The sequence below is a fragment of the Dyella humi genome (genome assembly GCF_044904605.1).
GTDB classification, from domain to species: Bacteria; Pseudomonadota; Gammaproteobacteria; order Xanthomonadales; family Rhodanobacteraceae; genus Dyella_B; species Dyella_B humi.
This window is the reverse complement of record NZ_JADIKI010000023.1, coordinates 2028783-2047894: the sequence shown is the minus strand read 5'-3', so window position 1 is coordinate 2047894 and position 19112 is coordinate 2028783. Positions and strand designations below refer to the sequence as shown.

Sequence of the window (19112 nt, the reverse complement as noted above, 5' to 3'; positions counted from 1 at the left end):
GTGTGATCAACCTCGCAAAAGAAACCGAAGAATTTGAAGGTAATACGCGTTTTCGGCAATGCGTCGTGTTTGGCGTCGCACACAGCGACCCGCATCGCGCACCATGTGCGCGCAAAAAGAAAGCCCCGCTTGCGCGGGGCTTTCGATTCTTGCAGACAAGCGGGAAATGGACGTTTAGAAGTCCATACCACCCATGCCGCCCATGCCGCCGCCCGGGGCGCCATGGTTGTGCTCTTCCTTCTTCGGCAGTTCGGCCACCATCGCTTCGGTGGTGATCAGCAGGCCTGCCACGGAGGAGGCGTACTGCAGCGCCGAACGGGTGACCTTGGTCGGATCCAGGATGCCGAACTCGATCATGTCGCCGAACTCGCCGGTGGCGGCGTTGTAGCCGTAGTTGCCTTTGCCTTCCTTGACCTTGTTCACGACCACGGACGGCTCGTCACCGGAGTTGAACACGATCTCGCGCAGCGGAGCTTCCAGCGCACGACGGGTGATGACGATGCCGTGGTTCTGGTCTTCGTTGTCGCCCTTCAGGTTTTCGATGGCCTTCAGCGTGCGGATCAGCGCCACGCCACCACCGGGCACCACGCCTTCTTCAACGGCTGCGCGCGTGGCGTGCAGGGCGTCTTCGACGCGGGCCTTCTTTTCCTTCATTTCGATTTCGGTAGCAGCACCGACCTTGATCACTGCCACGCCGCCGGCCAACTTGGCCACGCGCTCCTGCAGCTTCTCGCGGTCGTAGTCGGAGGAGGTTTCCTCGATCTGCGCCTTGATCTGCTTGATGCGCGACTGGATCTTCTCAGCTTCGCCGGCGCCGTCGATGAGGGTGGTGTTTTCCTTGGTCACCACGACCTTCTTGGCGCGGCCCAGATCCTGGATGGTGGCCTTCTCAAGCTGCAGGCCCACTTCTTCGGAGATGACTTGGCCGTTGGTAAGGATGGCCATGTCTTCCAGCATCGCCTTGCGACGATCACCGAAACCCGGCGCCTTCACGGCGGCAACCTTGACGATGCCGCGGATGGTGTTGACCACCAACGTCGCCAGCGCCTCGCCTTCGACTTCCTCGGCGACGATCAGCAGCGGCTTGCCGGCCTTGGCCACGCCTTCGAGGATCGGCAGCATTTCGCGAACGTTGGAGATCTTCTTGTCGTACAGCAGGATGAAGGGATCTTCCAACTCGACCTGCTGGCTCTGCTGGTTGTTGATGAAGTACGGCGAGAGGTAGCCGCGGTCGAACTGCATACCTTCGACGACGTCCAGTTCGTTCTCAAGACCCGAACCTTCCTCAACCGTGATCACGCCTTCCTTGCCGACCTTCTTCATCGCGGTGGCGATGATGTCGCCGATGGCGACGTCGGAGTTGGCGGAGATGGTGCCGACCTGGGCGATGGCCTTGTCGTCAGCGGTGGGCTTGGAGAGCTTCTTGAGCTCTTCCACCGCGGCGGTCACGGCCTTGTCGATGCCGCGCTTCAGGTCCATCGGGTTCATGCCGGCGGCCACAGCCTTCAGGCCTTCGCGCACGAACGCCTGGGCCAGCACGGTGGCGGTGGTGGTGCCGTCACCGGCGTTGTCGGAGGTCTTGGAAGCGGCTTCCTTGACGATCTGCGCGCCCATGTTCTCGTAGGCGTCGGACAGTTCGATTTCCTTGGCGACGGACACGCCGTCCTTGGTGACGGTGGGGGCGCCGAAGCTCTTCTGGAGCACGACGTTGCGGCCCTTCGGGCCCAGCGTGACCTTGACCGCGTTGGCCAGGGTGTTCACGCCCTTGAGGATGCGCGCGCGCGCGTCTTCGCTGAAGCGGACTTCTTTGGCTGCCATAATTTTTTGCCTCAAAAAATTAAATTAAAAATGGGAAAATCTTGCGGGAAAGCTGCGGAAGGAGCCGAAGGCGACTGGCATAGCGCGGTTGTACTGTTCGCGCTCGCTCACCTGGCACCGTCGGATCAAGCTTCGATCACCGCAACGATGTCGTCTTCCTTCAGAAAGACCAGCTCTTCGCCGTCGATCTTGATTTCCTGGCCGGCGTACTTGCCGAACAGCACCGTTTCACCGGCCTTGACCGACATCGGACGAACCTTGCCGTCCTCCAGGATGCGGCCTTCGCCAGCGGCGATCACCTTGCCGCGGGTCTGCTTTTCGGTGGCGCTATCGGGGATGACGATGCCGCCGGCGGAGACACGCTCCTCCTCCAGGCGCTTGACGATGACGCGATCGTGCAGCGGACGCAGTTTGCTCATGGGATGAACTCCAGCTGTGGCTTTGGGTTAAAGATTGGGTGACCCCTGAACCGGCCTTGGCGGCGGTGTTAGCACTCGGGGTACACGAGTGCCAATTCTAGCCGCCAAAAAAACCCCTGCAACAGGGGCCGGATAGGTCGTGAAGCCGTTATGGGGGAAGCGGGTGGGCTTTCAAGGGCTTGCAACGAAACGACGCGGTTTGCAAATTGGTCGCGGGTGCCGGGGAGGATCGACACGGCCGGCGAAAATGCCGACGATGGTCCATTTCCACACAGGGAACCAGGCAGTGAGCAGGGACCAGACACTACGCGAGCAGATCGTCGCCCACGGCTTGAAGCTGACGCCTTCCGGCCTGAGCCAGGGCACCTCCGGCAACCTGAGCGTGCGCCACGACGAGGGATTCCTGATCACCCCCAGCGGCACGCCCTATGAGGAGATCACGCCCGAAGCCGTGGTGCAGGTGGCGATGGACGGCAGCTACGCACACCGGTTGCGGCCTTCCAGCGAGTGGCGCTTCCACCGGGACATCTATGCCGCACGGCCGGACGTGCATGCGGTGGTCCATGCCCATCCGCCCTACAGCACCGCGCTGGCGATGTGCCGCATGGGTATTCCCGCGGCGCACTACATGATCGCCGTAAGCGGCGGCGATTCGATCCGCTGCGCGGGTTACTACACCTACGGCACGCAGGAGCTCTCCGATGCTGTCGTACATGCGCTCGATGGCCGCCTGGCCTGCCTGCTGGCCAACCACGGCATGATCGCAGTGGGCGCCACCCTGGAGCAGACCATGTGGCGCGCAGTGGAAGTGGAAACGCTGGCCCGGCAATACGCGCTGGCACTGCAGGTAGGCAAGCCGGCGCTGCTCAACGATGCGGAGGTCACACAGGTGCTGGAAAAATTCGGCAACTACGGCCTGATCTCGCGCAATTCATCGTCCACTTCGACCTGAACTCGCCCCCATGTCCGACGACGTTCTGCTTTGCTACTGCACCTGTCCCGACGCCGCCAGTGCGCAGCGTCTGGCCGAAGCCTTGGTGGATGAATCATTGGCAGCCTGTGTCAATCGCGTGCCTGGTGTTCATTCGACGTATCGCTGGAAGGGCAAGATCACCACGGATAACGAAGAATTGCTTTTGATCAAAACCACGGCCAAACGCTTCGACGCCATGAAGACACGCGTGCTGGCTTTACATCCGTACGAGCTGCCGGAACTGATCGCCGTTCCGGTAGAACACGGTTACGCCGCCTATCTGGATTGGGTGCGCGCCGGCGTGGATGCGTGAGCTTCCGCATTATCGAGTGTGGTCAAGACCGCCTTCGGTGAGGCGATGAAAACCACCAGCATCGTCGCAGGCTCGCTGTCGCTTGCGTTGCCGCTCACCACATGATGCGCGCCTGCTGCTTCGAACCAGCTTTCACCCGGACCGAAGACATGCAACGCACCGCCTGCGAGCTGACTGCGGATGTGGCCTGACAGCACGTAAACGAAGATATCGCCGCCATGCCGATGCGGCGACGTGGATTGACCCGGCGCATACGTCACCGTCTCCGCACTCAACTGGCGCCCAACCGCCTGCGTGAGCGGCGCCGACAACAGTGCACGCTCTTCGGCTGCAAAACTATCCATCGAAAAAGTCGCCGCTGCGATCGCGATCAGCATCAATACGGACATCGTCATGCGTTTCATAAATCACGCCTTCTTTGAATCAACCGAAACGGCAGCAATAACGTATCCACTCAACCCGAACTGAGCGCCTTCAACTCGCTACTCAGCGTCGGATCCACACCTTCCACGCGGCGCACGATGCGACCATTTGCATCGACGACCAGCAACGTCGGCACATGCATGACGCGGAAACTGCGGAAGAGCGCACCGGAATCATCCAGTGCCAGCGGCATCGCGACGTGATGTTGCTGCTGATAGGCACGCAAATCATCCTTGCCCGCCCACAAACCTGAGGCAATGCCGAGCCAGCGAACGTTCGTGTTGTGTGATAGCGCGGTGACCTGTTCGCGCACTGCACGGCAACTTGCGGCAAGGGCCGGGCGGCTGCCTGCAAGATAGGTTTCGCACCACGGCGACAGGAAGACCAACACGGTGGGCTTTCCGTTGCTCTGCTGCAATGGAAACGACCCATGGTTCAGCGTCGCAACGGTAAGGCTGGGCAACCGATCGCCCACGTCATAGTGCGCCTCATCCTTTGCCGCTGTAGACACCGCATTCGATGACGTCGCGGAAGTGCGGGCTGCCAGCAACGCGGCATCGAGTTTCGCGTTTGCCTCGTGCCCGATAAATGCAATACGACCATCGCGTCCGATGACCACATGCTGTGGCGTGACGCGTAAATGAAAGGCTTCGCCGATTGAGCCATCATCGAATACGATCGGCATCTTCAATCCCATGTCATGCCGATACTTGCGCACGTCCTCCACGGTATCGTCGAAACCGACATCGACGGCAATCACCGCCAGATCCGGACCGGCCTGCTCATAGACCTGCTTCAGGTGTGGCATCTGCTGCCGGCACGGCACACACCAGGTCGCCCAGAATTCCAGGTAGACGGCTTTCTTGCCGTAAAGACTGGCAAGGTCGATGGATTGCCCATCAATTGTCTTCAACACAAGACGCGGCGCCGGCGTGCCGACCAGACCGTGCGCCGCCGCCTGCGCATGCTGATCGCCCGTTTCGGCATGCAGCACGGCGCTGAAACCACACAACATTATCAACGCAAGCAGGGTCACGACGCGCACGACAATCTCCTTAATGAGGTCGCATACATCCTCGCGATTCGGCGCAGCCGCCATAAGAGCCACTTTGCGGCAAATGCAGGGTGCCACCGCATGACACGACGCGCCACGCTATCGATCTAAGAGCTGGACCAACCGGCGAATACCCTCGTCGATGCGCTGCGCATCGATCATGCCAAAGCCAAACGCCAGGCCATTTACTGCGGCCGAATCCAGGGCGCAGCTGTTCAAGGTTTCCAGTCGAATGCCAACAGCTGCAGCACGTTTCGCCAGTTGGGTCGCATCGACAGAATCAGGAAGCCTTACGGCGAGATGCAAACCGGCGTCCGAAGGATACACATGCAAACGCCCATCACCATGCCGTTTCAACGCATCCAGCAAGATATCGCGTCGCTCCGCGTAGATCTTGCGCATGTGACGTACATGGCGCACGAGATGCCCTTCGGCGACAAACGCGGCAAGCGCGTCCTGCGCCATCACGTTGCCGTGCCAATCCGCCTGATATTTCGCATTCGCAAGGGCTACGCGCAACCATGGCGGCGCGACCGCATAGCCGATGCGCAGCGTTGGAAACAAGCATTTGGAAAATGTGCCGACATAGCAAACTACGCCATCACGATCCAGCGTCTGCAGCGCATCCAGTGGCCTGCCGCTGTAGCGAAATTCGCTGTCGTAATCGTCCTCGATGATCACCGCACCACGCGACCGGGCAAAATCCAGCAAGGCCATGCGCCGGCGCGGTGACATCAAGACACCGAGCGGAAACTGATGCGACGGCGTGACATAGATGACGTTGGTGTCATCGGGGAGTTTGTCCACCACCAGCCCTTCTTCGTCCACCGGCACGCCGACGACCTTGGCATCCGCGGCTCTAAATACTTCCTGCAACGGCGGATATCCCGGATCCTCAACGGCAAGAACCGTACGTCCCGGCGTAACCAGCACGCGCGCCAACAAATCGAAGGCTTGTTGTGCGCCGTTGGTCACGATCACATCGTCCCGCTCGCACGCTACGGCGCGCGCAAACGAAATGTGGCGGGCAATGGCTTCCCGTAACGCGGGGCTACCCTGCGGATGGCCATACAAAGGCGCTGCGTTGGACAAGTGACGCAAGGCGCGCGCCGAAAGGCGACGCCACACCTCATAAGGAAACGAACGGCTATCGGGAATGCCGAGGCGAAAATCGCAGGTAAACGCGCCCAGTTCCATTGGCGCTGGCATGGTATCGATGTGACGCCAGTACGGCGCCAATCGACGCTCATTGCGATCCGCCAAAGTCTTCGCCGGAACAACCGGCCTCCGTGCGGCGAGATCGGCCACGAAATTGCCGGCGCCGCGCCGGGCCACGATATAGCCCTCGCTGAGTAACAAGTCGTAGGCCGCGACAACGGTGTTGCGCGACACCCCTAACGCATCGGCCACCACACGCGTTGCAGGCAACCGCAGGCCGGCTTTGAGCCGCCCGTCAAGAATCGCAGCGCGCAACTGCCCATGCAGCGCCGCCAGCCGCTGCCGGGAACCACGCTCTGGCAAGTCCAAGGGAAACTCGAAAGGGTTGTCCATGCGTCACAGGCGCTCAAAACTGGACCCGTAGATTTGCCCTGATGTGGTTCTTTTGCAAGACCACCTGATTACCTAGGATGGCCTTAACGCCCGCTGGAGCCATCCGTCATGATCGATCTCTATTTCGCCGCGACGCCGAACGGCCTCAAGGCCAAGCTGTTCCTCGAAGAAGCGCAGCTGCCCTATCGCATCGTGCCGGTGGGCCTCAGCAAGGGCGAGCAATTCAAACCCGAATTCCTGGCCATTTCGCCGAACAACAAGATCCCAGCGATCGTCGACCACGCGCCGGCCGGTGGTGGCGAGCCAGTGCAGTTGTTCGAATCCGGCGCCATCCTGCTGTATTTCGCTGAAAAGATCGGGCGCTTCATCCCGCAGGACATCCGCGGGCGCAGCGAAGTGCTGCAGTGGCTGTTCTGGCAGATGGCCGGCCTCGGGCCGATGGCCGGGCAGATTGGTCATTTCAATGTCTACGCGCCTGAAAAAGTGCCCTACGCCATCGACCGCTACACACGCGAGACCAGCCGGCTTTACGGCGTGCTCGATCGTCGCTTGGCTGATCGCCCGTTCATTGCGGGCGAATTTTCGATTGCCGACATCGCCTGTTACCCATGGATCGTTCCGCACGAAGCATATGGACAGAACCTCGCCGAGTTTCCACATCTCAAGCGCTGGTTCGAAAGCATGGCAACGCGACCGGCCACCATGCGCACCTACGAGGATGTCGAGAACGTGTATGCGCCCAAGCAGGCGATATCGGAAGAAGAACGCAAGATATTGTTCAACCAGGGCGCAAAGGTTCGCGCCTAGGTGTAGTGCGTCGCTTCCTACCAAGACTGCTGACAGGTCCTGTCACCGTGCAGGGCTAGGGTTAACTGCCCGCCTTTACGAGCGCATCCGCCATGAAGAAATCCGACGTCGCCGCCCTGCTGTTGCTCGGAGCCCTGTGGGGTGCCTCGTTTCTGTTCATGCGCATGGGCGCGGCCCAGTTTGGAAGCATGGCGCTGGCCGGCATGCGTGCGATCGGCGCGGCAATCTGCTCGATACCGTTGCTGATGTCGCGCGAACGCCTGGCGGAATTGCGCGCGAATTGGCGCTCAGTCGCATTGATCGGCCTGGCCAATTCCGCGCTGCCGTTCGTGCTGTTTTCGTACGCGGCGCAGAGCTTGCCGGCCGGGTTGTCGGCCATCTTCGATGCCATCGCACCGTTGCTGGTGGCGGCCTCCGGCGCGCTGTGGCTGGGCGAGAAGTTGAATGCCACACAGGCGAGCGGCCTGGTGATCGGCATGACCGGCGTGGTGTGGCTGATCGGTGGCAGCCTGGGCTTCGGCCATGGCGGTGCGCCGGTCGGCTGGGCCATGGCGGCCTGCGTGGGCGCGAACATCTGCTATACCTTCGGCGCGCACTACAGCCATCGCCGCGTGCAGACCGTGTCGCCGCTAACGGTGGCGATCGGCAGCCAGGTCGCCGCGGCAGTGATGCTACTGCCCTTCACGGTGTGGCTGTGGCCGGCCAAATCGCCGACGGCCCAGGCGTGGATCGCCATGTTCGGTCTGGCGGCAGCCTGCACCTCGCTCGCCTACGTGCTGTTCTATCGGCTGTTGGCGCGCATTGGTTCAACGCGCTCGATGGCAGTGCTGTACCTGATCCCTGTGTTCGGCGTGGTGTGGGGCGCAATGTTTCTGCGCGAATCGATCACGCTGGCGATGGGTGGCGGTTGCGCCGTGATCCTGCTGGGTGTGGCACTCACCACCGGCATGTTGAAGCTTCGTCCCGCGGCACCCGCGCCGCTGGATGCGGTCGAAAAGGCTTAAGGTCCATAATCCCCGTTCGCGCCCCCGCGCGATCCCCACTGCATGGAGTTGGAATGCGTTCGCTTCGTTACGGCCGCGTCGCCGCTTATCTGCTTACTTTGCTTACGCTGGCGTTCGGTATGCAGGCCGTTGCCCAGGATGCCGAAGACAACCTGCTGCCGGTGACCGAGGCCTACAAGCTCACCGCCGACGCCAGCACGCCCGGCGTGGTGAAGCTGCACTGGACCATCGCGCAGGATTACTACCTCTATCGCGGACGCATGGCCTTCAAGGGCGGCGACGGTGTGACGCTGGGCGAAGCGCAATTGCCCAACGGCGAGAAGCACGACGATCCTTACCTTGGACCGGTCGAGACGTATCACCACAGCGTAGATGCCACCATTCCCTACACACTGGCACCCGGCACCACGACGCTTGCATTGAGCGTGCGGTATCAGGGCTGCCACGAGACCGATCCGAAGATCTGCTATCCGCCGCATACCGAGCACCTGTCTCTGCCGGTTCCCGCCGCGGCGGCAACACCGACCAACAACAAACTCAACGATCTGCTCGGCTCGCGCCCGCAGGCATTGGTCGGTGGCAACAACGGCACGCCGCTGCCGGCCGAAGACGCATTTCATTTCGATGCGATCGCGCAGGATGCGCACCACCTACTGCTGCGCTGGACGCTTGCCAAGGGCTACTACCTGTATCGCGATCAGACGCAGCTTGCAGTGAAAGATGCGCCGAAGCTTTCGTTGTCGCCAGCGTGGCCTGCTGGAACCATGCATCAGGATGCGCATTTCGGTAACACCACCGTGTACTTCAATGAAGTGACCTTGCCGGTGGCCATCAATGGCGACACTGGCGGCACCAAGACGCTTGCCTTGGTGGCCAGTTTCCAGGGTTGCCAGGATGGCGGTCTGTGCTATCCGCTGATGACGCGCGAAGCGCATATCGATCTGACCGGCAATGGCGGCACCACGGTTGAAGCTGCGCCCAATCCCGCACCGGAGATGCCGCCGGTCGACGCGAAGAACGGTGGATCGCCGGGCGTGAGCTTTTTGTACGCGCTGCTGCTCGCCCTGGGCGGCGGCCTGGTGCTGAACCTCATGCCGTGCGTGCTGCCGGTGCTGTCGATCAAGGCGATCGGCCTGATCGAAAGCGGTGAGAACCCGGCGCGCCGGCGCCTGCATGCACTGATGTACACAGCCGGTGTATTGGTGAGCTTTGCGGTGCTGGGCGTAGTGATCATCGCGCTGAAAACCGCGTGGGGCGCGCACCTGCAGAATCCGATCGTAGTGGCCGTGCTGGCGTTGATCATGCTCGCCGTAGCGTTGTCGATGTCCGGCGTGGCGCAGTTCGGCGCATCGCTCGGCAACACGGGCAGCGCGCTGGCGAGCCGTTCCGGACCTGCCGGCGATTTCTTTACCGGCGTGCTGGCGGTGGTGGTCGCCAGTCCCTGCACGGCGCCGTTCATGGGCAGTGCGCTGGCGTACGCGCTGGTAGCGCCGATCGCGAGCGCCATCTGCGTGTTCCTTGCGTTAGGTGTGGGCCTCGCCTTGCCGTTCCTGGCCGTGGGTTTCGTGCCGGCGTTGTCGCGCTGGCTGCCGCGCCCCGGCCGCTGGATGGAAACGCTGAAAGAAGTCCTCGCCTTTCCGATGTATCTCACCGTGGCGTGGCTGGCATGGGTGCTCGCCAATCAGCGCGGCGCCGATGCGGTGGGTCTGCTGCTGGTCGCCGCCGTATTGCTGGCCATGACGCTGTGGTGGTTCGAACGCAGCCGCCATCGCGGCGTGCTGAGCCGCGTGCTGGTCGGCCTGCTCGCGCTGTTCACGCTGGCGCCGCTGTATTACCTCGCCACCTTGCCTGCCGTTGCACAGACGGCCGGCGCCAGCGACGGCGTCGTTGCCTACTCGCCCGAAAAACTCGCCGAACTGCGCAAGGCTGGCACGCCGGTGTTCGTGGACATGACCGCCGACTGGTGCGTGACCTGCAAGGCGAACGAGCACGCCGTGCTCAACGGCGACGATTTCAAGGCGCTGCTCAAGCGCACCGGCGCCATCTATATGAAGGGCGATTGGACCAACGAGGATCCGGCCATTTCGGCCTTCCTGCAGGAATACCACTCCCCCGGCGTGCCGCTGTACGTCGTGTTCCCGAAGGATGGCGGCGCCGGCCGGAAATTGCCGACGGTGCTGACCTCCTCGCTGGTAGAGCAGGCCTTGAACGAGGCAGCCAAGTGATGGGAATGGGCTCCCGCGCATGCTGAGCCGCACCAACCTCGTCATTCTCGCCCTGGCGCTGCTGGCAGCCATCGCTGGCGGCTGGCTGCAGCATGAAAGCAGCCAGACGCACGTACCGCCCGGGGTTCAGGTGGCGAACGTCGGCGATCTTCGACCGGATATAGCGCTGCTGGACCTCGACGGCAAGGAACGCAGGCTGTCCGGATACCAAGGTCGACGCCTGCTGCTGAACTTCTGGGCCAGCTGGTGCAAGCCGTGCTTGGCCGAGATGCCCGCCTTGAACGCTGCCCAGCATAAGTTCGCCGATCAGGGGGCGATCGTGCTGGGTATTGCGATGGACGAGCCCGATCGTGTTCGGGCCTACTTGACCCAGCATCCGGTGGACTATCCCATTCTGATCGGCCAGCTCGATTCACCCAGCACCTCGCTGCGCTTCGGCGACACAGGCGAAATGCTTCCCTACAGTGTGTTGCTGGATGAAAACGGCCGCATCCTGGCGGCGCATCGAGGCCCGCTCGACGCCAATCAGCTCGATCGCTGGCTATCCCCGACAACCGCGCCCTGATGCGGTTTACGACGCCATACGTTCCCGCACGTTTAACATCTTCTTTCTCCGTCAAACATCGCCGATCTACGCCGAACTAGACAATATTCCTGACAGCCCGCACACTTCGCGGATTCTGGATACCCCGGGGGACGCCGGAGCTCTATGGCGAAGCTGCTGGTCCTGCACGGACCCAACCTCAACCTGCTCGGCGTGCGCGAACCCGATATTTACGGCCGGGAGACGCTGGCTGACATCAACAACCAGCTCGCCCAGCACGCCCAGGCGGCCGGTCATGAGCTGGACTGGTATCAGTCAAACGCCGAGCACGAGCTGATCGGCCGCATCCACCAGGCGCGGGACGAGCAGGTGGCCTTCATCCTGATCAACCCCGGCGCGTTCACCCATACCAGCGTGGCCCTGCGCGATGCACTGGCCGCAGTGGGCATTCCTTTCATCGAGCTGCACATGAGCAATGTGCATGCCCGCGAGCCGTTCCGCCGCCACTCCTATCTTTCCGACCTGGCCGTGGGCGTGATCTGCGGCTTCGGCAGCGCCAGCTACCACCTCGCGCTGGACGCCGCCCTTAGCAAACTTGAACAGAAGGCCGGCGGCTAGCCGCCTGTCGTTTCCTTTCACTCCATACCGTTCACTCAAGGGCCGCCACGCTGCGGCCTCCAGACCCTGAGAAGGCAAGCCCTATGGATCTGCGCAAGATCAAAAAACTGATCGACCTACTCGAGGAATCCAACCTCGCCGAACTGGAAATCAAGGAAGGCGAGGAAGTCGTGCGCCTGTCGCGCGTTCCCAAGGGCGGTATCACCGTCGCCGCGCCGCCCGCCGTACACGTGCCAGCTCCGGCTCCGGTCGCCGCTCCGGTGGCCGCTGCGCCGGCACCGACCGAAGGCGAGCCGGGCAGCAATCTGCCAGCCGGCCACGTGCTGAAGGCGCCGATGGTCGGCACTTTCTATGCCTCGGCCACCCCGGGCGGACCCGCGTTCGTGAAAGTAGGCCAGCAAGTGAAGGCTGGCGAGACGCTGGGCATCATCGAAGCGATGAAGATGTTCAACCAGATCGAGGCCGAAGTCGCCGGCGAGGTGAAGGCCATCCTGGTCGAGAACGGCCAGCCGGTGGAATTCGACCAACCGATGTTCGTGATCGGCTGAGCGGCCCCTATTCCCATGCAAAAGCTTGAGAAAGTCGTCATTGCCAACCGTGGTGAAATCGCGCTGCGTGTGCTGCGCGCGTGCCACAGCCTTGGCATCAAGACCGTGGCGGTGCATTCCACCGCCGACCGCAACCTGAAACACGTCGGGCTCGCCGACGAAGCGATCTGCATCGGTCCGGCGCCGTCCGTGGATAGCTATCTCAACATCCCACGCATCATCGCCGCCGCGGAAATCACCGACGCCAACGCGATCCATCCCGGCTATGGCTTTCTGTCCGAGCGTGCGGATTTCGCCGAGCAGGTGGAACAAAGCGGCTTCATCTTCATCGGCCCCACCGCCGACGTGATCCGCCTGATGGGCGACAAAGTGGAAGCGATCCGCGCCATGAAAGCGGCGGGCGTGCCGTGCGTGCCAGGTTCCGGTGGTCCGCTCGGCGAAAACGTCGAAGAAAACGTGCGCATCGCGCGCGAAATCGGCTACCCCGTGATCATCAAGGCCGCTGGCGGCGGTGGTGGTCGCGGCATGCGCGTGGTGCGTACCGAAGCGCATCTGGGCAACGCCATCACCATGACCAAGCAGGAAGCCAAAGCGGCGTTCGGCAACGATCAGGTGTACATGGAGAAGTTTCTGGAGAATCCGCGTCACGTGGAAATCCAGGTGCTCGCCGATGGCCAGGGCAATGCGATTCACTTGGGCGAACGCGACTGCTCGATGCAGCGTCGCCATCAGAAAGTGGTGGAAGAAGCACCCGCGCCCGGCATCACGCCGGAACTGCGCGCGCAGATCGGCCAGGTGTGTGTGGACGCTTGTTTGCGCATCGGTTATCGCGGCGCCGGCACCTTCGAGTTCCTGTTCGAAAACGGCCGCTTCTACTTCATCGAGATGAACACGCGCATCCAGGTGGAACATCCGGTAACGGAACTGATCACCGGCGTGGATCTGGTACGCGAACAACTTCGCATCGCTGCCGGCGAAAAACTGTCGCTCAAGCAGGAAGACATTAAGATTCAGGGTCACGCGATCGAATGCCGCATCAACGCAGAAGATCCGGACACCTTCATGCCTTCGCCGGGTACGGTGAAGCGCTTCGAAGCACCGGGCGGCCCCGGCGTGCGCGTGGATACGCACTTGTACGACGGCTACAAGATTCCGCCGAACTACGATTCGATGATCGGCAAGCTGATCGTGCACGGTCCCGATCGCGAAACCGCCATCGCGCGCATGCGTTTGGCGCTGGCCGAGACGGTGATCGAAGGCGTGAAGTGCAATATTCCGCTGCAGCAACGCATCATGTCTGACGTCGGCTTCCAGCAGGGTGGGCAGAACATCCACTATCTGGAAAAGCGCATGGCGGAGAGCAAGGAACATCCGCACAGCGGGCATTGAGTACTCACGCTCGTCATTCCGGCGAAGGCCGGAATCCGGTTAAACATGCTGTGCGAAGCACTCAACATAAATTTTGTTTGCTCCGCACTGCGTATTAAAACTGGATTCCCGCCTTCGCCGGAATGACGGCAAGGTGTGACTGCGCATTACGCTAGGTTCAAACTTTCGGCTTGAACCTCATCGCAAGTTTCACCCCTCACCCTACCCTCACCCCACCGTGGAGAGGGACAATCCCCGCATCACCCTCCTCACGGAACACCGATGCCCTGGCTCGAACTCTCCTTGATCGTCCGCGCCGAACAACAACCTCGCGTGGAAGAGGCGCTGGAAGATCTGGGCGCCTTGTCGGTCACCCTGCGCGATGCCAACGCCGAAACGCCCGACGAGCAGGCTATTTTCGAGCCGGGCGTGGGCGAGCTACCGCTATGGCCCACCATCACTTTGAATGCATTGTTCGACGCCGACTCCGATCGTCGCGGCCTCAGCGAAGCCCTGAGCGAATTGCTGCCGTGGCTGGAGCCCGATCAGCTGAGCTTCCACGACGTGGCCGACGAGGATTGGGAGCGTGCATGGATGGACCAGTACCAGCCGATGCCGTTCGGACGGCGGCTGTGGATTTACCCGTGGAACATTGCGCCGCCCGAGGATGACGCGCTGGCGATCGTGCAACTCGATCCCGGCCTTGCGTTCGGCAGCGGCACGCATCCGACCACCGCGCTGTGCCTTGAATGGTTGGATGGCCTTGATCTAGCAGACAGGCGCGTGATCGACTACGGCTGCGGCTCAGGCATTCTGGCGATCGCCGCGCTCAAGCTGGGTGCGGCATCGGCCGTGGGCGTGGACAACGATCCGCAGGCGCTGACAGCCTCCGCGGACAACGCCGAACGCAACCATGTCGGCGATCGGTTGGCGCTGTTCCTGCCCGAGGATTTTGAAGGCGAGCCCGCCGACGTATTCGTCGCGAACATTCTCGCCGGTCCGCTCAGCGAACTTGCGCCTCAGTTCGCCAGGCTTGCCAAGCCCGGCGCGCCGTTTGCGATCTCCGGCATCCTGCAGGGGCAGCACGAAGAACTGCTGGCGCGTTATGCCGAATGGTTCGATGCACTGCGCGTGGATGCACGCGAGGATTGGGTGCGGATCAGTGGGCATAGACGCTAGAAAAAGCGAGGATCGGGGAACAGGGAACGGGGAACATGAAGCTCACGAGATCTTGATGTTCCCCGTTCCCTGTTCCCCGATCTTCATTCGTTATAACTTCCCGTTATCGATCGTGCCGTCCTCGTGAGCATGTATACGCAATGCCCTGAATGCCTGTCCGTGTTTTCCGTCGATGCGCGCACGCTCGCGCAGGCGCACGGCTTCGTCATGTGCGGGCATTGCGGCGGCAGCTTCGATTGCATCGCCACGCTGGCCGATCAACTGCCGCCGGAACCGTTCACCGAACTGCCTTCGCACGAGCCCGGCGTGGAACCGCCGCGTCTGGAATCGGCGGTGTATCGGCCCAAGCCGGAAGCCGCGGCGGATGAAACACTGCCATTACGCGATGATTTCGTTGATCTCACCGTCACGCCACGTTTCGCTCGCGAGTCGCGCGCCAACCGGCCGCGCCGCTGGCCGTGGATCATCGCATGCCTGCTGTTGCTGTTCGGCCTGCTTGCGCAACTGGGTTGGGCGCTGCGTGACACATTGATCGCCGACGCCACCATCGGCCCACTGTTACAGCAGACGTGTGCCGTCTTTCAATGCCGCTTGCCGCAGGTGCACGACGTCAGCAAGCTGCGCTTGCTGGCACGCGACGTGCAGACGCATCCTACCGTTGCAGGTGCGCTCATGATCAGCGCCATGGTGCGCAACGATGCCAGCTTCACCCAGCCATGGCCGGTAGTGACCATACGTCTGTCTGACGGCAACGGCAAAACGATCGCCATGCGCCGCCTTAACCCCTACGAATACCTCGACGACATCGATGCCTTGCGTCGCGGCCTCGCACCCGGCGCTAGCACAGCCTTGGTCTTCGAGGTAGAGGATCCGGGCCATCAGGCGGTCGCCTTTGACATGGGATTTGAATAACCAACGCTTAGTCCCTGTTCGGCATGGCGTTATGCGTTTTCATGGCCGAAGGCTCTTAATTTTGTCGCCGGTCGCGAGTACACTCGGTCCCTCGCGCTAAACAAAAGCGCGCAACTGCGACCCGCCGCGAAAGCGGTAACTGCCAAAACATGGCGACGGCCCATGCAGCCGTTGTGTGGAGTACGTGAGGGGAAATGTCCTTGAACGCCGTCAGACTGCCTGCCAACGAGGCTGTTCGTGAATCCTCGTCGCAGAGCGCACTGAGTGAATGCGTAAGTCGTACCGTACGCCGCTATCTTGCGGACATCGGTGACACGCCGTGCGACGAAGGTTTGCACGCACTAGTGATTCGCGAAGTCGAAGGTCCGTTGCTGCGTGAAGTATTGGCTTTCCACGATGGCAACCAGAGCCGTGCAGCAGCAGTGTTGGGCATCAATCGCGCCACGCTGCGCAAGAAGTTGGCCGTGCACGGCCTGCTCTGAGTCACGGCCGCGCCTGGTCGCAAATCATTCCGTTTAGCCGTCCAAACAGCGTGCCGCCGAGGCATGCTGCATCGCGCTATAATGCAAGGCTTTCATGCTTCCGGAAGCCGCCATGCCCGCACCTGCCGTCACTCCCATCCGCCGCGCCCTGATCAGCGTTTCGGACAAGACCGGGCTGATCGAACTGGGCCGCCGCCTGGCCGCGGCAAAGGTGGAACTGCTTTCTACCGGTGGCAGCGCCAAGGCCCTGCGTGATGCCGGCGTGCCAGTGAAGGACGTCAGCGACGTCACCGGCTTCCCCGAGATCATGGACGGCCGCGTGAAGACCTTGCATCCAAAAGTCCATGGCGGCCTGCTTGGCCGTCGCGGCACGGACGATGCGGTGATGGCCGAATTGGGCATTGCGCCCATCGATCTGCTGGTACTGAACCTGTATCCATTCGAAGCTACCGTGGCCAAGCCCGATTGCACGCTGGAGCAGGCCATCGAGAACATCGACATCGGCGGCCCTGCCATGCTGCGTTCCGCTGCCAAGAACTGGAGCGACGTCGGCGTGCTCACCTCGCCAGACCAGTACGAGGAAGCGCTCGCGGAAGTCGAGCAGCACGGCGGCTTGAGCCGCTCCACACGCTTCAAGTTTGCGGTGGCCGCGTTCAACAACGTTTCCAGTTACGACGGCGCGATCAGCGATTACCTGTCGGGCCTGCAGCTTAACGATACGCAGGATGCCATCGCCGGCCATGACGCCTTCTCGGGCCAAGCCAATGGCCGCTTTGTGAAGCTGATGGATCTGCGCTATGGCGAAAATCCGCATCAGCAGGCGGCGTTCTACCGCGACCTGTATCCGGCGCCGGGCACGCTCGCCACGTTCCGCCAGTTGCAAGGCAAAGAACTGTCATTCAACAACATCGCCGATTCCGACGCCGCATGGGAGTGCGTGCGCAGCTTCATCAAGCCCGCTTGCGTGATCGTCAAGCACGCCAACCCGTGTGGCGTGGCTGTAAGCCTTGATGGTATCGGCCGTGCGTACGATCTGGCTTACCAGACCGATCCCACCTCGGCCTTCGGCGGCATCATCGCGTTCAATCGCGAAGTAGATGCCGGCACGGCGCGCGCTATTGTCGAACGGCAGTTCGTGGAAGTGGTGCTGGCTCCGGGCTATGCGGATGATGCGCTGAAAGCCTTTGCCAAGAAGACCAATGTACGCGTGCTGGTAATTCCACCGCCGGCCGGCGGCGACCTTAGCCAGGCACATCCGGGCAACGATTGCCGCCGAGTAGGTTCAGGCCTGCTCATCCAGACGGCGGATCGCGGCATGGTTACCGCGGAAGACCTTAAGATCGTTACTCGCCGCGCGCCCACCGAAGCGGAAATCAGCGATCTGATCTTTGCCTGGAAAGTAGCGAAGTATGTCAAGAGCAACGCCATCGTCTACGCGCGTGATCGCCAGACCATCGGCATCGGCGCCGGCCAGATGAGCCGCGTGTACAGCGCGCGCATTGCCGGCATCAAGGCCGCTGATGAAAAGCTCGAGGTGCGCGGCTCGGTGATGGCTTCCGATGCGTTCTTCCCGTTCCGCGACGGTATCGACGCCGCGGCTGCGGCAGGTATTCGCGCGGTCATTCAGCCGGGCGGTTCGATGCGCGATGCGGAAGTGATCGCTGCGGCGGATGAGCACGATATGGCGATGGTATTCACCGGCATGCGCCACTTCCGTCATTGACGTAGGCTGGGATGACAATCCCAGCATCAGGAAACCACGGGGAAAGCTGGGATTGCCATCCCAGCCTACACATCATTCGGCGGTAGCCACTTCGTTACTCGACGTATAACGCTGCGTGACGTCTTTCCGCCGCGCGTACCTGCGCGCCAATACCGCACACGTCATCAACTGCATCTGATGGAACAGCATGAGCGGTAGCACGATCATGCCCAGCGCATGCGCGGGAAACAGCACATTCGCCATCGGCACGCCGCTGGCCAGGCTTTTCTTGGAACCGCAAAAGACAATAGTGATCTCGTCCTCACGCTTGAAGCCAAGCGCACGCGCGCCGTAACGCGTGATCAATAGCGCCGCGGCTAGCAGGATGGCGTTGACGACCAGCAAGCCACCCAGCACCGGCAGCGGCAGTTGTTTCCACAGGCCCTGCAACACCGCCGCGCTGAATGCCGTATACACCACCAGCAGGATCGAACCCTGATCGACCAAGCCGATGAGCGGACGATGGCGCTGCACCCAGCCGCCGATCCAACGCTGCGCGATCTGACCTGCCACGAACGGCACGAACAGTTGCAACACGATGTCGCCTACTGAGTGCCAGGACATGCCGCCCTGACCCTGCGTCTGCACCACCAACCCCGTCAGTAGCGGTGTGACGACAATGCCGATCAGGCTGGACGCCGAGGCGGAACACACCGCCGCTGGCACATTGCCGCGCGCGATCGAGGTGAACGCGATCGACGATTGCACCGTCGATGGCAAGGTACAGAGAAACAGAATGCCCACATAAAGTGCCGGCGTAACCAGCGGCGACAGCACCGGCTTCAGCAACACACCCAGTACCGGAAACAACACGAACGTGCTGGTCAGCACCACCAGATGCAGGCGCCAGTGCGTGATGCCCGCCACCACCGCTTCGCGCGACAGTTTCGCGCCGTGCAGAAAGAACAGCAGCGCGATCGCCAGATTGGTCAGCCACTCGAACGCGTGCGCTGCGTTGCCACGGCACGGCAGCACGCTGGCCGTGATCACGGTGGCGATGAGACAGAGCGTGAAGTTATCGGGAAGGAAGCGGCGCAGGGACATGGCAGGGAGCGAGGAAACGGGCTTGCTGGCTATTTCAGCGTGCCGGTATTGATTAATCAAATCACTTT

At 61.9% G+C, this 19112-nt stretch carries 19 protein-coding genes; 13 read left to right on the top strand and 6 right to left on the bottom strand.

Annotated elements, in window-relative coordinates; translation table 11 throughout:
* Window positions 1-174: 174 nt before the first annotated feature.
* Window positions 175-1818, bottom strand: coding sequence for a chaperonin GroEL (gene groL, locus ISP18_RS20185; protein ID WP_380011708.1), 1644 nt, complete (start codon window positions 1816-1818; stop codon window positions 175-177).
* A 125-nt stretch (window positions 1819-1943) separates the two neighbouring features.
* Window positions 1944-2237, bottom strand: coding sequence for a co-chaperone GroES (gene groES, locus ISP18_RS20180; protein ID WP_380011705.1), 294 nt, complete (start codon window positions 2235-2237; stop codon window positions 1944-1946).
* Between the two features lie 286 nt (window positions 2238-2523).
* Here groES and ISP18_RS20175 point away from each other — a divergent pair, with 286 nt between their 5' ends.
* Together ISP18_RS20175 and cutA are read left to right on the top strand one after the other, a co-directional pair.
* A complete protein-coding gene (locus ISP18_RS20175) occupies window positions 2524-3189 on the top strand; it encodes a class II aldolase/adducin family protein (RefSeq protein ID WP_380011702.1) in 666 nt (221 codons plus the stop codon).
* 10 nt (window positions 3190-3199) lie between these two features.
* Window positions 3200-3523: a divalent-cation tolerance protein CutA gene (gene cutA, locus ISP18_RS20170; protein ID WP_380011699.1), complete on the top strand. Its 324-nt coding sequence runs from the start codon at window positions 3200-3202 to the stop codon at window positions 3521-3523.
* On the opposite strand, the gene ISP18_RS20165 is transcribed toward cutA, so the two are convergent.
* The 3 genes from ISP18_RS20165 to pdxR form a co-directional block, all read right to left on the bottom strand.
* Window positions 3487-3927: a cupin domain-containing protein gene (locus ISP18_RS20165; protein ID WP_380011696.1), complete on the bottom strand. Its 441-nt coding sequence runs from the start codon at window positions 3925-3927 to the stop codon at window positions 3487-3489. The two genes, cutA and ISP18_RS20165, sit on opposite strands and share 37 nt — an antisense overlap.
* 50 nt (window positions 3928-3977) lie before the next feature.
* A complete protein-coding gene (locus tag ISP18_RS20160; protein WP_380011693.1) occupies window positions 3978-4991 on the bottom strand; it encodes a TlpA family protein disulfide reductase in 1014 nt (337 codons plus the stop codon).
* A 108-nt stretch (window positions 4992-5099) separates the two neighbouring features.
* Window positions 5100-6551 carry a MocR-like pyridoxine biosynthesis transcription factor PdxR gene (pdxR, locus tag ISP18_RS20155; RefSeq protein WP_380011690.1) on the bottom strand — a complete coding sequence of 484 codons (1452 nt, stop codon included), beginning with the start codon at window positions 6549-6551 and terminating at the stop codon, window positions 5100-5102.
* Window positions 6552-6659: 108 nt separating this feature from the next.
* On the opposite strand from pdxR, the gene ISP18_RS20150 reads away from it, so the two are divergent.
* The 11 genes from ISP18_RS20150 to purH all read left to right on the top strand — a co-directional run bounded on the left by ISP18_RS20150 (window position 6660) and on the right by purH (window position 17961).
* Window positions 6660-7358 (top strand): glutathione binding-like protein, encoded by a 699-nt coding sequence (locus ISP18_RS20150; RefSeq protein WP_380011687.1) that lies wholly within the window; start codon window positions 6660-6662, stop codon window positions 7356-7358.
* 92 nt (window positions 7359-7450) lie between these two features.
* Window positions 7451-8362, top strand: coding sequence for a DMT family transporter (locus ISP18_RS20145; protein ID WP_380011684.1), 912 nt, complete (start codon window positions 7451-7453; stop codon window positions 8360-8362).
* Between the two features lie 53 nt (window positions 8363-8415).
* Window positions 8416-10587: a protein-disulfide reductase DsbD family protein gene (locus tag ISP18_RS20140; protein WP_380011681.1), complete on the top strand. Its 2172-nt coding sequence runs from the start codon at window positions 8416-8418 to the stop codon at window positions 10585-10587.
* 19 nt (window positions 10588-10606) lie between these two features.
* A complete protein-coding gene (locus tag ISP18_RS20135; protein WP_380011678.1) occupies window positions 10607-11152 on the top strand; it encodes a peroxiredoxin family protein in 546 nt (181 codons plus the stop codon).
* Between the two features lie 144 nt (window positions 11153-11296).
* A complete protein-coding gene (aroQ, locus tag ISP18_RS20130) occupies window positions 11297-11749 on the top strand; it encodes a type II 3-dehydroquinate dehydratase (RefSeq protein WP_380011675.1) in 453 nt (150 codons plus the stop codon).
* Window positions 11750-11832: 83 nt separating this feature from the next.
* Window positions 11833-12297, top strand: coding sequence for an acetyl-CoA carboxylase biotin carboxyl carrier protein (gene accB / locus ISP18_RS20125; RefSeq protein WP_380011672.1), 465 nt, complete (start codon window positions 11833-11835; stop codon window positions 12295-12297).
* A 15-nt stretch (window positions 12298-12312) separates the two neighbouring features.
* Window positions 12313-13686 carry an acetyl-CoA carboxylase biotin carboxylase subunit gene (accC, locus tag ISP18_RS20120; protein WP_380011669.1) on the top strand — a complete coding sequence of 458 codons (1374 nt, stop codon included), beginning with the start codon at window positions 12313-12315 and terminating at the stop codon, window positions 13684-13686.
* Between the two features lie 261 nt (window positions 13687-13947).
* Window positions 13948-14844 carry a 50S ribosomal protein L11 methyltransferase gene (gene prmA / locus ISP18_RS20115; protein ID WP_380011666.1) on the top strand — a complete coding sequence of 299 codons (897 nt, stop codon included), beginning with the start codon at window positions 13948-13950 and terminating at the stop codon, window positions 14842-14844.
* Between the two features lie 129 nt (window positions 14845-14973).
* Complete coding sequence (locus tag ISP18_RS20110; protein WP_380011955.1) at window positions 14974-15756, top strand: zinc-ribbon and DUF3426 domain-containing protein; 783 nt, start codon at window positions 14974-14976, stop codon at window positions 15754-15756.
* A 194-nt stretch (window positions 15757-15950) separates the two neighbouring features.
* Entirely contained in the window at window positions 15951-16238 is a 288-nt protein-coding gene (locus ISP18_RS20105) for a helix-turn-helix domain-containing protein (RefSeq protein ID WP_380011663.1), read from the top strand.
* A gap of 112 nt (window positions 16239-16350) precedes the next feature.
* Window positions 16351-17961 carry a bifunctional phosphoribosylaminoimidazolecarboxamide formyltransferase/IMP cyclohydrolase gene (gene purH, locus ISP18_RS20100; RefSeq protein WP_380011660.1) on the top strand — a complete coding sequence of 537 codons (1611 nt, stop codon included), beginning with the start codon at window positions 16351-16353 and terminating at the stop codon, window positions 17959-17961.
* Window positions 17962-18033: 72 nt separating this feature from the next.
* Here the strand turns inward: purH and ISP18_RS20095 are convergent, their stop codons facing one another.
* Window positions 18034-19044 (bottom strand): bile acid:sodium symporter family protein, encoded by a 1011-nt coding sequence (locus ISP18_RS20095; protein ID WP_380011657.1) that lies wholly within the window; start codon window positions 19042-19044, stop codon window positions 18034-18036.
* Between the last annotated feature and the right edge of the window lie 68 nt (window positions 19045-19112).